Here is a 13,973-nt window from a genome sequence, read left to right on the forward strand (position 1 = left end):
TAATGTAGTACCTGTCATCCCCAACCGAAATTTCAAACGTGAAAAACAAAGCAAAGCCAACCGATTTACACAAACAAAAAGACGCAACTTATAAAATAAGCTTAACCTGACAACATTGGGCGCTGCGCCCTGGACCCGCCATGCGTAGAGCGGCTGTGTGCCTCGGGCCCGCGCATTTGGTGTGCCTTATCTTCGCTTTCGCTTGGTTTTGGCGCACCTGCGCTTTACTGCGGCGGGATGATGCGTGGTGCGGCTATGTGCCTCGGGCTCGCGCATTTGGTGCGCCTTACCTTCGCTTTCGCTTGGTTTTGGCGCACCTGCGCTTTACTGCGGCGGGATGATGCGTGGTGCGGCGGCGTGCCTCGGGCTCGCGCATTTGGTACGCCTTACCTTCGCTTCGCTTGGTTTTGGCGCACCTGCGCTTTACTGCGGCGGGATGATGCGTGGAGTAGCGGCGTGCCTCGGGCTCGCGCATTTGGTGCGCCTTACCTTCGCTTCGCTTGGTTTTGGCGCACCTGCGCTTTACTGCGGCGGGATGATGCGTGGTGCGGCTATGTACCTCGGGCTCGCGCATTTGGTGTGCCTTACCTTCGCTTTCGCTTGGTTTTGGCGCACCTGCGCTTTACTGCGGCGGGATGATGCGTGGTGCGGCGGTGTGCCTCGGGCTCGCGCATTTGGTGCGCCTTACTATGGCGGGATGATGCGTGGTGCGGCTATGTGCCTCGGGCTAGCGCATTTGGTGTGCCTTACCTTCGCTTTCGCTTGGTTTTGGCACACCTGCGCTTTACTGCGGCGTAATGATGCGTGGTGCGGCGGGGCGCACCACAAAAAGGCGTCTGCAATCCGCTTTACAGCGGTTTTACAAGACGCCTCGCCGTCATTTTTACAAGTTACACTCTCCGTAAACGTTCGAAAACGATGACGTTGCCTCTTAACGACACGATCCGGAAACCGTTGGATAACAGACAAGCTTCTGCCCTGCTCAGCCGTCCCCCCAGAAAAATTAAAGATCTGCACGGAAATGCGGTGCCAATGATCCGGAACGCACGGATGATCCGTACTCCCCTTACAAAACGAAATCTGATCGTTATGACATCGGTTCTAAATATCGCCATATACTCACCCCGCTTTCTTACGAAGCTGTATTATTCAATGCGGGTGAACATGTCGGCGCAACTGCTAGTACCTCCCTCTCGATAAAAATCCGCTGACAAGCATAGACAAGCGTCCTGTGAAAGTCGCAGCCCCGCTCCTCGCTTTACCCGCTTTTGTCCTATGCAAAATGGGCTTGCTTTAGGCCAAGCTCACTGAATTCGGGTGAGATCGTACAAAAAAATGGACAAATTGCAGGCCATTGTCCATTTAGAAGCGTAGACGACTTGAATAGTGTATTAATGCGGGTCACATATAAGGAAGGGAGGAAAAGGCGTGCGGAATGTCGCGAACAAATGGTCCAAATTCGCTGTCCTGATGCGTCACAGCGGGGTGGCAAAGCATATTCCGACCATGCGGGTGTTCAATCCAGCCAATTTGCAGTGGATGCTGCAGCGCTTCTCGTTTATTGTCGCCAAGCCGTTTGTCGGAACTGGAGGACATCGTGTCGTAAAAATTACGAAAGACGCGGGAGGTTATGTCGTCCAGTATTATGGCAGCAGAACCAAGGTGCATTCGCTCAGTCAATTAGCCGCCAAAATCAACCGGATACGTCAAGGCCGCAGATTTATGCTTCAACAAGGCATATCGCTGACGACGATTCACAGCCGGCCCCTGGATTACCGGGTCAAATTGGTGAAGGTGAACCGAAAATGGGCAATTAGAGCCGTAGTCGGCCGTTTGGCCCGCCCCGGTTTGTTTGTAACCAACCTTTGCCAGGGAGGCACGATGCTGAAAGGAAGCAATGCCTTGCGTCAAACGTTCCCAAAATCGCTAGTTAAATCAAAAATCGCCACCATGTGCGGGGTGGCGCGGACATGCACCTTCTTGCTGGAATCGCATTACCCCGGAATCGGGGCGCTTGGCTACGACTTTGGCATCGACCGGCAAGGCCGGGTTTGGATATTAGAGGTTAATACAAGGCCGCATTAACTTCATAAATAAGGGAACATGTTTTACTATGTAATAGGGGAAAAGTACAAGGCTGCACCCGCCCACTGAAAGATGATGCTCGGAATGTGCAGGTATGAGACGAAATTTGACTTTTCCCCTGCTCTTCTCCACCCGACAATCTGTTGACTTCACTTGCGTTTGCAGCATAATAAAATAAAGGGCCTGACCGAAGCTTTCTTCGGACGGACCCTTCATTATTACGGAACTCTCTTATATTATTGATCCTGCCGGATCACCCATACCTCGGAAACGTTCAGACGCTTAAATCCGCTCATTCGTTTCCATTTCAAAACGAGCGTTCCGTCCGTTATCGCTTCGCGGGGAATTTTCGAGACAATTTGCGTACATTGTCCTTGCTTCACGGCAACATTCTCGTGAACGGCCATGCCGCCTGCCGTAAGTGTCACTTCGTAATCGCGATTTAATTCGCTGGCCGTATCGCCTACATAAGTCACTTTGACGCAATACGATGAAGACGGGTCCAGATGATCGTACTTCAACACCAGCGGCGTATCGGCCAACGTATTGGCGTGACGCACCGACGCCAAAGGCGGAATGTTGTCCAGCGGGCGCACATGATCTTTTTGCAGCAAATAAATGCCATGAGCCATTCGGGGGGATTCCAGATACCCCGGGTCTTCCGCCCAGCCCTTGCCCGGATCCACGCGCTGCCATCCCTGATACGAGCCCAAATTGTCATAGAAACCCCCGGGACCCGGGTTCGTCCGGTTGACAAGCTGGTCAATCGCGACAAGACGGTCCGATTCCTGCGCCATTTCCTTAATTTCAGCGCATTGCGAAGTTAACCATAACGCATCGTTGAGCGGAAAATCAATTGCATCCATAAACGCTCCACGGCCTAATGCGATTGCTTGATGTTTCACAACGGACAGTTGTTCGCCGATGTTCTTGAACAACTCGTCGGCCAGCTCCCAGCAGCGTGTCCGGTAATGCGGCGATACAGGCTGAGAAGTCGATTTCCGCAAAATGCTTTCCATCCGCTCGATCGCCTGCAAAGCGCCGATAGACGGTGCACTCCGCAGTACATCCATCGCTTCGCTCTCCAGCTCCGTTTCGTAAATCAGCCGTCTGCGGATATAAGCATCATAATAAGCGCGCAGCAGCCCCATCTGGAACCTGTAACTATTCAGCACTTCAGGCGGCGCGGACTGCTCCATCCGCTGCCATTGGCGCAGCGTATCGTCGACGCCGGCATTCGCCAGCAGCGGCCCCTCCCAGTTTCTTTCCAGCGCCATCAATCCCTGCGCCACGCCTTCCGCGTAATCGGCGCCGACAAACAGCCGGGCAAAATCGCGCAAAGTTTCGATGACCGGTATGCTCGAATCCCAATCCTGGTCGCTCCAAACAAATTTATTGACGTCATCGTTTATGCCTTCGGAATAAGAGATATTGCCGGAGGCATAACCCTCAAGTAAATTATGAATGTACTTCTCCGCCACCGGGCGAGGATTGATGCTTTCCCGGCCTAATGTAAGGGCATAAGCAAGATCCCAATTTTGCACCGGATACTGGCAGTGGAAGTTATGTGTGATGTCCTCATAGCGGCGGATCGGATATCGGTCCGGCACTCGCTTGCGCAGTTCGGGCAACGTGATGTCGACATGGGGGCCAAATACTACCCCGCCGAGCCATTCAGGCTCTTTGGCAATTTCGGTAAGAAACCCTTCGAGCCATTTTTGCTGCTCATAACCCATAAACTGCGGCGACAGCCAGATACGCGCCTGCGGATGGTGCTTCTGCAGCAGCTGCGACACCTGCTCGGACCATTCAAACAGCAGCTCGGGATTTAAATCTCCCGGATCGCTGCCGGGAATAAAGACGGCATGAATATGAGGCACCTTGCTAAAAATCTCTTCCCGCTCCGCGATTTCCGCACGAACCGTTTCCGGATCCTCGTAATTTTCCGCCATATTCGGGTACCACACCCAAGTATCAAGCCCGTAGGAATGGATCGTTTCCGACAATCGGATCATCATTTCCAGCGGATCGACCTTCATCAGCGGACCGGTCGCGTCGTCGTCCGTGCGCGGCGGCATAACTTCGATGCTGTTGGCTCCAAATAAAGCAAGCTCGCGAATATACTGATCGAACTGCTCGGGACTCCAAGCGTCGTATGCATTCGTTTTTGGGCGGTAACCAAGCTGATGTCCCCGGATCGGCTGGCGCGGCGTGCTTGAAATCGCCGTATTGGCGTCAAGCCGGATCGATCCCCGCGTTAAGCGGGCATTCCGCAGAAACTTGCCGATGCCGTACAACATCCCCCTGTCATCGGCGCCGACAATCAGTACCGCGGCGCTTGTTCCCTGCTGGGCCAGCAGATGGTAGCCTTCTTGGCCTGGAGCCGCAAGCTGCTGCAGCGCCGCCGCAGTGTCCGTTTGCTGCAGCAATTCCTGCAAAGATGCTTCCGTTCCGGCCACAATCACAGGTTCGTTTCCTTCCGGCCATGTATGAACGACAGGCAACGTAATACCCGTCCTTTTCTCCACTTCTTCGACCAGCACCTGCGATGCTTTGGCCGCCGGTCCCTCTGTGCCTTCAGGAATAAGCAATACGGCGTTAGCCAGCTCCAATGCAGCTGCCTGAGTGGCAGTCGCTCCTTGATTGTCTCCCATGATTAAACCCTCCCGTTAAATATGAATCCGGTTGCCGGCATCTTCCGTCCGGTCGCCCAGACCTTCCTTGATCTCTTTTAACTCCCGGGACATATTCGCGACAAATGCGGTCATATCCGATGCGTGAATAATAAAGTTAAGCCCCAGCTTACCCCAGGCGATTTCTTGATCGACGCCGAAAAAGTAATGGATACCCGCAGCCACGCCCGCAGCTCTAGCCTTGACGATAATCGTCTCGATCGCCTCCACGAATATCGGGTGACGGTACTGTTCCGGAACGCCCAAGCTGCAGGACAAATCGTGCGGCCCAATCAGCACCGCATCCAGCCCGGGAACGGCGAGAATGTCATCCAGCGCATCCAGCGCCGGTTTGCTTTCGATATTGACAATCAGCAGGTTGCCGCTGTTATAGTCCTTCAAATATTCCGCCAGCTCCGGTTCCGGAGCTTCGCTGCCATTGATGATGCCTTGCAGCTTGCGTCCTTTAAGCGGTCTCATCTTGACCGCGCCGCGCAGCGCCTGCACCTGCTCCACCGTCTCCACGTAAGGAGCGACAACACCGGCTGCGCCGGCATCCATCGCAATGCTTGCCTGGTTAGGATCGGGGTAAGGGATTCGCACGATCGGCGCCATGTTCAAGGCCCCGTATGTCCTGCACATCCACGACAATTGATCGCGGTCCATCGACATATGCTCTGTGTCCAGAAACACGAAATCGAGATTCAGCTTGCTCACTTCCGCCGGCCAGCGGGGCGAAGTCGAGATGATTAACGTCCCGTAAGCCCTGCCGCCATCCTTTAAATGCGCCGATAATTCCTTGCCGTTCATGGCTTCGCTCCTTTGATATATATTAAACGAATGTTGTGGCAGCCCGTTCCATCCCGAAAGGAGCTGCCTTGCCGATCTTGGTGTTGAATTCCTTTTATCAAATGGCTTTCGGTTGCAGGAATTCAAAGCCAACACTCGCCGGCAAGACAATCTCCATTCTCCATTTCACTCTGATCTTTCTTGCATTTCTTGGTATCTTGAAATCCTCACGTTCAACTCATTTGATCTTCACCTTAAACACCGCTTTGCGAATCTGCTGGGACGAACCGGCCGCAAGACACGGCATATGCGCATCGCCGGGGAAAAAGATAGTAAAACATCCGGCCCGAACGTCGAGAAAGTCCCCTTCGCCCGTCAGCACCTTGTAATCTTTTTCTTCCAGATGGTCTTCGGTTACCGTCATCCGTCCCGTTTGCGCCACACCCATCCGCTCGGTTCCCTCAAGCATAACCTGGATATCGATATATCGGCGGTGCGCCTCCCAGAAGCCCTGCTCCAGCGGCCGGGTCGGATAACTTTGCAGCAGCAGGAACAACTCGTCTCCTTCGATTTCATATTTGCCCGGCTTCATCGTATCGAGCGGTTGCTCCTGCAAATATTGAAAAGCTGCGGCAAATTTCTCGTGAAGGGCAACATACAACTCCGCGTTGTCTACATGATCGTAAATCAAAATCGGCTTACCTCGCTTTATGTTTACTTTTTCAATCTGGCATTAGCGTCATTGTAGATCTTTTCGATATCGAGCGCGCCCTTGGACACCAGTTGCTTGGCGTAGTCGTCATATTCACTGAGCGGTCTTGTGCCCATAATGAATTTATCCATTTCCTGCTGGACGGACGTATCGACCTGTGTTTTCAGCTGCTTCAGCTTATCCATTTCTTCTTTCGTAAACGGCGGGTCGAGCGGATTTTGGAAATAACCTTTGTCCTGATCCATCAGCTTGCTCCATTTGTCCAGCTCCGGCGGCGAAATCGCCACAAGCGGCCGTTCATCGACATAGGTGGCGAAAGCCAGCAAGCCGGTACCGAGTGCAGATTGCATTGCGTGGAACGGGTCTTTTTTGTCCAAGTACGTTTTCAGAACGCTGTCTAGCACAACCGGATTACCGCCTTCCATCTTGTAATGCTCGCCTTCGATGCCGAGATTGGTGGCAAGCACACCCTCGTCGCTGTACATCCAGTCCATGAATTTGATGGCCGCTTTCGGATCTTTCACCTTCGAGCTGATGGAATACAGATGCCACCAGTCTTTCGGATACTCGTAGTTTCTTGTTTGGCCCTTCGAATTTTTCATAATCCGGATTTGCTCGAACTTGGCCTGCGGCTCTTTGGCTTGAAGCGCTTTCGTAAAGGTCAGCGCATACGTGTTGTTGTCGTAATAAAACAGTGATTTGCCCGAGCTCAGCTTCTCCTGCCATGTCTGCTGCGTGTTGACCGCGTAGTCCGGATCAAGCAACTTCTCGCTGTACAGCTTATTCAAATAAGCGAGCACCGGCTTGAAATCCGCGGCATGCGCAGGCCCGTATTGATATTTGCCGCCCTCCACATCAGGATCGAAGTAAGTCGGGTAACCCGAACCCAGCGTAAACGCCATATATGGCAAAAAGTTGGCAATTCCATTGCGGAACGTAAGCGGATACGTATCGGGGTACGCCTCCTTAAACTTTTTCAGCACCTGGTACAGCTCGTCGAAACTGGTCGGCGCCTGCAGGTTCAGCTTCTTCATAATGTCCTCGCGGATCAGCGGCAGCTGCCCATAACGTACCTTCCATTTACCCATGACCGGAAAGCCGTATAACTTGCCGTCGACCATCAGCTTTTTGATTTCCGGATTCTGATCCATCACCTTTTTGAAATTGGGGGTCAGATCAGGATAATCGGTCACGGCCAGAAACATGCCAGCCTTAGCCATCGGCGACGCGTCCAGCAAATTGTTTTTCGGAATGCGGACGACGTCCGGGATGTTGTTGGTGGCGAGCATCGTCTGCAGCTTTTCCGAATAGTTCGTGTCCGGCGTCGGCTGAAGTTCGATTTTCATATTCGTCTTGTTAAAAATTTCCTTAATCGCCGGCGAATCAGCGACAATCGGCTGGGACGCGCCATCCGGCAGCATGACCTTCAGCGTCATCGGCGAATCAAACAGCTTGCCGCTTTTCGCCGCGCCTGCCGCGCCGTCGGCAGGTTTAGGCGCCGCGGCCTGCTGCCCGGCAGCGTCCGGCTTCTTGTCGGTTTGCGATGCGCTCGGCGTGCTGCTGCAGCCAAGTAATGCCGCCGATGTCAATGCAAAGCTGGACACGATAGAAATGACCTGTTTCTTTTTGTTTGCCATACTTTTCGCCCCTTACTTTTATTTTTGAGTTTGTGTGGTGTGGCCTTTGTCTGTGTGAACATTTATTCATTAGGGTTGTGGAGGGTAAGGGAATTGCTGCAGAAAGTTTACGTCCGCTTTGAAAACCGAGTTTTTACCGTAAGGTAAATTTAAAAAAACACGGTTTTCACTGGCGGTGGAGCAGCAATCCCTTTCCCGGAACAGCCCATGAATGAATAAATGTTCACTGTCCTTCCACACCGCTCAAACTCCCCTTCCTCTACCCTTTAAGGGCCCCCACCATAACACCCTTAACAAAATACTTCTGCACAAACGGATAAACAAGTAAAATCGGCAAAATCGTGATGATGATAACGGCATATTTGATGTTTTCCGCGCTGACCAGCACCCCGATCTCCGAGCCGCTTGCGGCCATGCTTTGGTTGCCCATCTGCCCGGCCACGACGATTTTGCGCATAATGATCTGCACCGGGAACAACTTCTGATCGTTCAAATAAATCATCGACGGGAAAAAGCTGTTCCAATGCCACACGGCGTAAAACATCGTCATTGTCGCCAGCACCGGTACGGACAACGGCAGCACAATACGCAGGAAAATCACCAGATCGTTAGCGCCGTCCATCAGCGCCGATTCGTGAATTTCGCCCGGAATTCCGGCAAAAAAGGTGCGCATCATAATCATGTACCAAACATTAATCGCCGGAGGGAGCAGGATCGCCCACATCGAATCAAGCAGCCCCAAGTTGTTGACGACGAGATAACTCGGGATCATCCCCCCGTGGAAAAACATCGTCAGCACGATCAATACGGTAAACACGGTTTTGCCCTGCAGTTTCCGCGTCAACGGGTAAGCGCAAAGCGCCGTCAACGCAACGTTGATCAGCGTTCCAAGCGTCGTGTACAAGAAGGTGTTCCCGTAAGAACGAATGATCGCCGGGTCCTCCAATATCGTTTTGTATGCCTCCAGGTTGAACCCGGACGGGAAAAACCGCACATCCCCGCGAGACACAAGCAGCCCGTCGCTAACCGAAATGATCGCCATGTAATAAATCGGATACAACGTTACGATAACAAGCAGCAGCAGCAGCGCGTAATTCAGACTGTCGAACAGCAGCGAGCCGAAGCCTCTGCTTTTTCTTTTGGCGCGTACCGCCGTTAAAACCTCCACACTTGATCTTTCCACAGAGCCACTCTCATTTCTACCATAGACTCGTTTCGCCTACTTTTCTCGAGATGTAATTCGCGCTCACTACAAAGATCACGACAATCACCGACTGAAACAGCTCCACTGCGGTGGCAAAACCGAAGTCGCTGCCGACAAGACCCCTTCGATAGACGTAGGTAGAGATGACATCGGCGGTCTCGTAAGTCGGACCGGTGTACAGCAGCAAAATCTTCTCATAGCCGATGCTCATGATATTGCCCAAGTTCAGCAAAAACATGATGGTGATGACCGGTGCGATACCGGGTATCGTCACATGCAGTGCTTGCTTCCAGCGGCTGGCGCCGTCCATGGTAGCGGCCTCGTACAGCTGCGGGTCGATCGAGGTGAGCGCCGCAAGATAAATAATCGCTCCCCAGCCCAAGCCCTGCCATATTTCCGAGCTGACGTAAATCGTCCTGAACCATTCCGGCAGCATCAGAAACTGTACCCGTTCTAAGCCAAGCCCGCCGAGAATCCGGTTAACCAAACCTTCATTGGTCAGGAAGTTGACAATCATACCGCAAATCACGACGGTGGAGAGAAAATGCGGCAAATAGCTGACCGTCTGCACAAATTTTTTGAACAGCTTGTGTTTCATCTCATTTAACAACAGCGCGAGAATAATCGGCGCCGGAAAAAAGAAGATGATCAAGTAAATGTTCATCAATACGGTGTTGCGAACCAGCTTCCAAAAATAAGGGTCCCATAGAAACTGTTGAAAATATTTCGTGCCCACCCATTCGCTTTTCCAGATGCCTTGAAATACGTTGTAATCTTTAAACGCGATCAATAACCCGAGCATCGGACCGTATTTAAAAATTACAAAGTATACCATCGGAACAATCATCATGAGGTGCAAATATTTGTTTTGCAAAATGAGCCGAATAAAGATACCTCCTTCCCCTTAAGCTGTTTTAGTTGTAACACGAAAGTTCGCCGCGGCGTAACGTCCAAAATCGGAACCGCGTGTTCCATTTGCGGAACTTAAACCCGATGTATCATCCCTCCATCCGTTGTTCCACATTTCCGCCATCCGCCGTATGCCCTGCGCGCCTGCGGAATTCATTGGGAGGGAGACCTTCGATTTTTTTGAACAGGCGAATAAACGTCGTCCGGCTGAAAATGCCGACCCTCTCGGCGATATCGCTGATGTTCATGTCCGTGTTCAGCATAATTTCCTTCGCTTTCGAAATCCGCGTCATGCTGATATAGTCCGTCAGATTGACGCCCATCTTTTCTTTAAATACTTTCGATATATATTTAGAAGAAACACCCATCTGCTCGGCGATTTTTTCCAAATACAAGTCCTGTTCGTAATGGTTCTCGATATAATGCAGGATGGTGTTCACCAGCTGATCGGACCTGTGCGGAGCGCCGCTCCGTTCCCGGTTCAAATCGGCCGTGTCCGCAATCAGGAAGTTTTGCTGCGCATCGCTATTGGCCAGCACGGACATCGCATCGTGATAAGATTTGGGGATTCCTTCCGTCCCCGGGTAACATTTGCCGATACCGGCATGAATGCCGCAGTACCTGGAATCGTGCTGAAACGTTTCGATAATAAGGCCAAGAGCATGTTTTAGGCGGATGGCGTCCTGCTCTTCGTCGACGTTGGCGAGGCACACAAATACGTTTTGCTTTGATTCGATGATATACGAAGGCACATATTGACCGATCAGGCTTTCCACGATTTTTTTCATTTTGTGGAGAATCATCAGCCGTTCAACATCTTGAATTTCTTCGTAAAACGCCGGTTTGTAAGAAAGCTTGATGCTGCAGCATACGAAATATCCCCGGGTGAACGCCAGCTCCTCCTCCAGCACCTTATGCCATTCCCGTTCGTTGACCGGCTTGTTTCCCGTCATCACATGCAGCAGCACATGATCGATGTAATCGGTGGACAGCGTATCCAGCCGTTTTTTGAACGTATTGCTTTTTTCGATGATCTGGTGGATCCCCATGCCGATCCAATCCAATTCGCTGACTCTCATCTTGCCCTGCCGTCCCGCCGGATACGCATCGTCCCCGTCGCTTAACAGGATGTCTCTGATTTTTTGAATCGGATTGTACAAATTGTAGGCAAAAACAAACGACAACACGCATCCGACAATCATCAGCAGCACACAAACGGATACGATCATCACAAACACCTTGGTGTATTGGGCCGTAAATTCGGAGTAAGGAGTCAGCGAATAATAAGTCCAGCCGTACACGCCGGATTTGATTTTGGTCAAAATATACTTCTGACCGCCGATCCGGACATCGCCGCTGTCGCTTCCGTTTTTCGCCAAAACCTCGCTAAGCTCCGCGGTTCCGAAACCTTCCGTTCCGTCCAGACTGCTCCAGATGATTTTGTCATTATTGTTCAGAATCATAAAATTGGTGCTGGTGAACAAAGCGTTGTTGCGAATCGTCTTGGCGATCCGTTCGATGGAAACCGTCATGACCAGCTCCGTTTGATGACCGTTGACCGTTTTGGAAAACACAAAAGGAATCCCGTTTCTCTCCAGCGACTGATTCAAAACGACTTTCGACGGACTCAACAGTTCCAGATAAGTGCTGCTGCTCAAGCGGTTTCTCCAGAAATCGGCGTCGTACGCTTCGAACTTGTAGGTGCTGCTGAAATAATAATTGAAGTTTTCAAGACCGTCCTTCGTATATACCTTCTGGTCATCGACGTATACAAACAGATTATCGATCAAATCGCCGATATCGTTGGAGATGCGGGACAACGTATACGGGATATTGGGCACCTTCACCTTATCGGCCGAGTTGTACTCGTCATACGGCTGAATTAGGGACATCACATTTTTGTCATAGAAAAAACTGACGCTGGATCTTTGCGCTGTTTGCACAAACATATCGATAAAATCAACGGAGGATTGCAGGTTAAGCTGCACCTTCTGCTTGAAGTCATCCTCCGATTTTTGGCTGAAATTGACGTACAGAAAAGCGCCGATAATCAATATCGGCAGCAGCAGGGACAGGAAATACAACAAGATGCGCAAAAACAACTTGTTTTTTAAAGGGATGTAAGAACTTAAGGGGATCTTTTTCATATGTGTGAAAAGCTCCTTTCATGCCAAGCATCGGTAAGCCGCTTCACCCCGGTAACAAACTCATAAACAAACTCACCTTATGTTATATTGTAAACGGTTGCAATTTTTTTGCGAGACACAATACCGGATCCGGTGTTTCATTATTCCGCTGTTTCATTTAACCGCCTGTATGTTTCAAATTTCCTCCTTCCGATTTTCCCTATCCTGCGGCTACTGATGCCAGTTTTGTCAACGTCCTTGCGGGTTAGGTCCCCATACCGCTCAACATGGAGTTGCCGCCATTTCCCTTAAGCAACGATAAAAGATCGGAACGCTCCTTATAGAGCGTCCGATCTTATTGCGCATTGCCGGTCAAGGTCGGGCATCGATTACCGTGCCGTCTCCAAGTACAAATTGATTTGAATAGGGATAAAAATGTTTTTCTCTCGCCATACGCGGAGTTGTCGAGAACCGCTTCATCTGGTCGTCCGGTTTCCAGAACTCCAGCACTTTGGCGCGAAGGGCTGCCGCAATCTCGGCATATTCGCTGTTTCGGACCACGTTGTTCCATTCTCCGGGGTCATCCGCCACATGGTACAGTTCTTCGCTGCCGTCCAAATAGCAGCAGTATTTCCACGATCTCTCCCGTATCATGCAGCCTGCAGCTTCGGGTTCCCCCAGTATCGTGCTTTCGCAGAAAATGCCGTCCCGCTCCAAGCTTTCGCTTACGCCTGTCAGCAGAGGCAACAGGCTGAGTCCGTCGCATTCGTCCGGCACGGGGCTTGCCGCAGCTTCGCTGAAGGTCGGAAATAAATCAATCAAGCCGACCGGCTCGGCAATGCGGGTGCCTGGAGCAATTTGCCTCGGCCAGCGGACGATCAGCGGAATGCGGGCGCTGGCGTCGAAAAACACGGACTTCTGCCACGCTCCCTTCTCTCCGGCCATTTCACCATGATCCGAAGCGTAAACGACCATCGTGTTATCGGCAAAACCGAGGTACTGCAGCGTTTGCAGCAGTCTGCCGACCGCATCGTCGATCCATTCCACACAGCCGTAATAAGCGGCCAGCGCTCTCAACTGCTCTTCATCCCGTTTGCCGTAATGATGTCCTACCCCGTTGCCGGTAAACGCTTTGCGCACGAAAGGCACTGCGTTGTCCAGAACGTCCGGAGGCGGCTCCGGCAAACTCACTTTGCCTGCATATTTCTCATAATAAACGGCAGGAGGATTGATCGGAAAATGCGGCTTATCGAAATGCACGCTCAGCAGAAACGGCTTCTCTCCGAACATCGCCGCATGCCCTTGCAGCCATTTGGCAGCTTCCGCTACGCAAATTTCCGTCTGCGTCAGCGGCAGCGGAATACCCGACGGCCCGGAGTTGCCCAGCACGTCGCCAAGCCCCGATTCTCCCTTACTCTCATCGCGTGCCGGATCGGGCTGATGTGCTTGCCCGTACAAATCGCCGTACGGCCTCATCTGGTAGCCGTGGAACTGCTCGCCGTTAAAATGCGCCTTGCCGATCAAGCAGCTGCGGTACCCCGCAGCCGTTAATACACGCGGAAATGTCGCGCTGTTCGCTTCCAGTATGTGCTTGTTGTCGTAAATGCCCGTGTGGCGGCAGTACTTGCCGGTAATCAGCGATGACCGGCTCGGCGCGCACAGCGGATTTTGACAGTAGGCGCTTGTAAATGCCGCTCCTTCCGCAGCAAGCCGGTCCAGATTCGGGGTGTGTACCGTTTCGTTCCCTTCGAATCCCAAGAAGTGCGGATTGTGCTGATCGGACAATATAAATAATATATTAGGTCTGCTGTTCATAAATAACCTCCTTGACTGAGGCCG

At 51.8% G+C, this 13,973-nt stretch carries 9 protein-coding genes; 1 reads left to right on the forward strand and 8 read right to left on the reverse strand.

Going from position 1 to position 13,973, the window contains the following annotated elements:
* The first annotated feature begins 1,428 nt into the window (after nt 1-1,428).
* A complete protein-coding gene (locus EYB31_RS23665) occupies nt 1,429-2,085 on the forward strand; it encodes a YheC/YheD family protein (RefSeq protein WP_165452575.1) in 657 nt (218 codons plus the stop codon).
* A gap of 236 nt (nt 2,086-2,321) precedes the next feature.
* Here the strand turns inward: EYB31_RS23665 and EYB31_RS23670 are convergent, their stop codons facing one another.
* From EYB31_RS23670 to EYB31_RS23705, 8 genes are all read right to left on the reverse strand, one after another.
* Nucleotides 2,322-4,739 (reverse strand): alpha-glucuronidase family glycosyl hydrolase, encoded by a 2,418-nt coding sequence (locus tag EYB31_RS23670; RefSeq protein ID WP_131015908.1) that lies wholly within the window; start codon nt 4,737-4,739, stop codon nt 2,322-2,324.
* A 15-nt stretch (nt 4,740-4,754) separates the two neighbouring features.
* Entirely contained in the window at nt 4,755-5,567 is an 813-nt protein-coding gene (locus tag EYB31_RS23675) for an HpcH/HpaI aldolase family protein (protein ID WP_131015909.1), read from the reverse strand.
* Nucleotides 5,568-5,784: 217 nt separating this feature from the next.
* Nucleotides 5,785-6,237: a NanQ anomerase/TabA/YiaL family protein gene (locus tag EYB31_RS23680; protein ID WP_165452576.1), complete on the reverse strand. Its 453-nt coding sequence runs from the start codon at nt 6,235-6,237 to the stop codon at nt 5,785-5,787.
* A gap of 23 nt (nt 6,238-6,260) precedes the next feature.
* On the reverse strand, nt 6,261-7,895 hold the full coding sequence (locus tag EYB31_RS23685; RefSeq protein WP_131015911.1) for an extracellular solute-binding protein: 1,635 nt from the start codon (nt 7,893-7,895) through the stop codon (nt 6,261-6,263).
* A 259-nt stretch (nt 7,896-8,154) separates the two neighbouring features.
* Nucleotides 8,155-9,078: a carbohydrate ABC transporter permease gene (locus EYB31_RS23690; protein WP_240762778.1), complete on the reverse strand. Its 924-nt coding sequence runs from the start codon at nt 9,076-9,078 to the stop codon at nt 8,155-8,157.
* Nucleotides 9,079-9,094: 16 nt separating this feature from the next.
* Complete coding sequence (locus EYB31_RS23695; RefSeq protein WP_240762780.1) at nt 9,095-9,934, reverse strand: ABC transporter permease; 840 nt, start codon at nt 9,932-9,934, stop codon at nt 9,095-9,097.
* Between the two features lie 163 nt (nt 9,935-10,097).
* The gene (locus EYB31_RS23700) at nt 10,098-12,155 is read right to left on the reverse strand and encodes a helix-turn-helix domain-containing protein (RefSeq protein WP_131015912.1); all 2,058 of its coding nucleotides are present in this window, start codon (nt 12,153-12,155) and stop codon (nt 10,098-10,100) included.
* 351 nt (nt 12,156-12,506) lie between these two features.
* Nucleotides 12,507-13,949 carry a sulfatase family protein gene (locus tag EYB31_RS23705; protein WP_165452577.1) on the reverse strand — a complete coding sequence of 481 codons (1,443 nt, stop codon included), beginning with the start codon at nt 13,947-13,949 and terminating at the stop codon, nt 12,507-12,509.
* Nucleotides 13,950-13,973 lie beyond the last annotated feature (24 nt).

The organism is Paenibacillus thalictri (assembly GCF_004307995.1).
Lineage (GTDB): Bacteria > Bacillota > Bacilli > Paenibacillales > NBRC-103111 > Paenibacillus_AF > Paenibacillus_AF thalictri.

Coding starts and splice junctions, on each gene's coding strand:
- EYB31_RS23700 (WP_131015912.1), bottom strand. CDS start 12,155: ATGAAAAAGATCCCCTTAAGTTCTTACATCCCTTTAAAAAACAAGTTG.
- EYB31_RS23675 (WP_131015909.1), bottom strand. CDS start 5,567: ATGAACGGCAAGGAATTATCGGCGCATTTAAAGGATGGCGGCAGGGCT.
- EYB31_RS23695 (WP_240762780.1), bottom strand. CDS start 9,934: ATGGTATACTTTGTAATTTTTAAATACGGTCCGATGCTCGGGTTATTG.
- EYB31_RS23705 (WP_165452577.1), bottom strand. CDS start 13,949: ATGAACAGCAGACCTAATATATTATTTATATTGTCCGATCAGCACAAT.
- EYB31_RS23670 (WP_131015908.1), bottom strand. CDS start 4,739: ATGGGAGACAATCAAGGAGCGACTGCCACTCAGGCAGCTGCATTGGAG.
- EYB31_RS23685 (WP_131015911.1), bottom strand. CDS start 7,895: ATGGCAAACAAAAAGAAACAGGTCATTTCTATCGTGTCCAGCTTTGCA.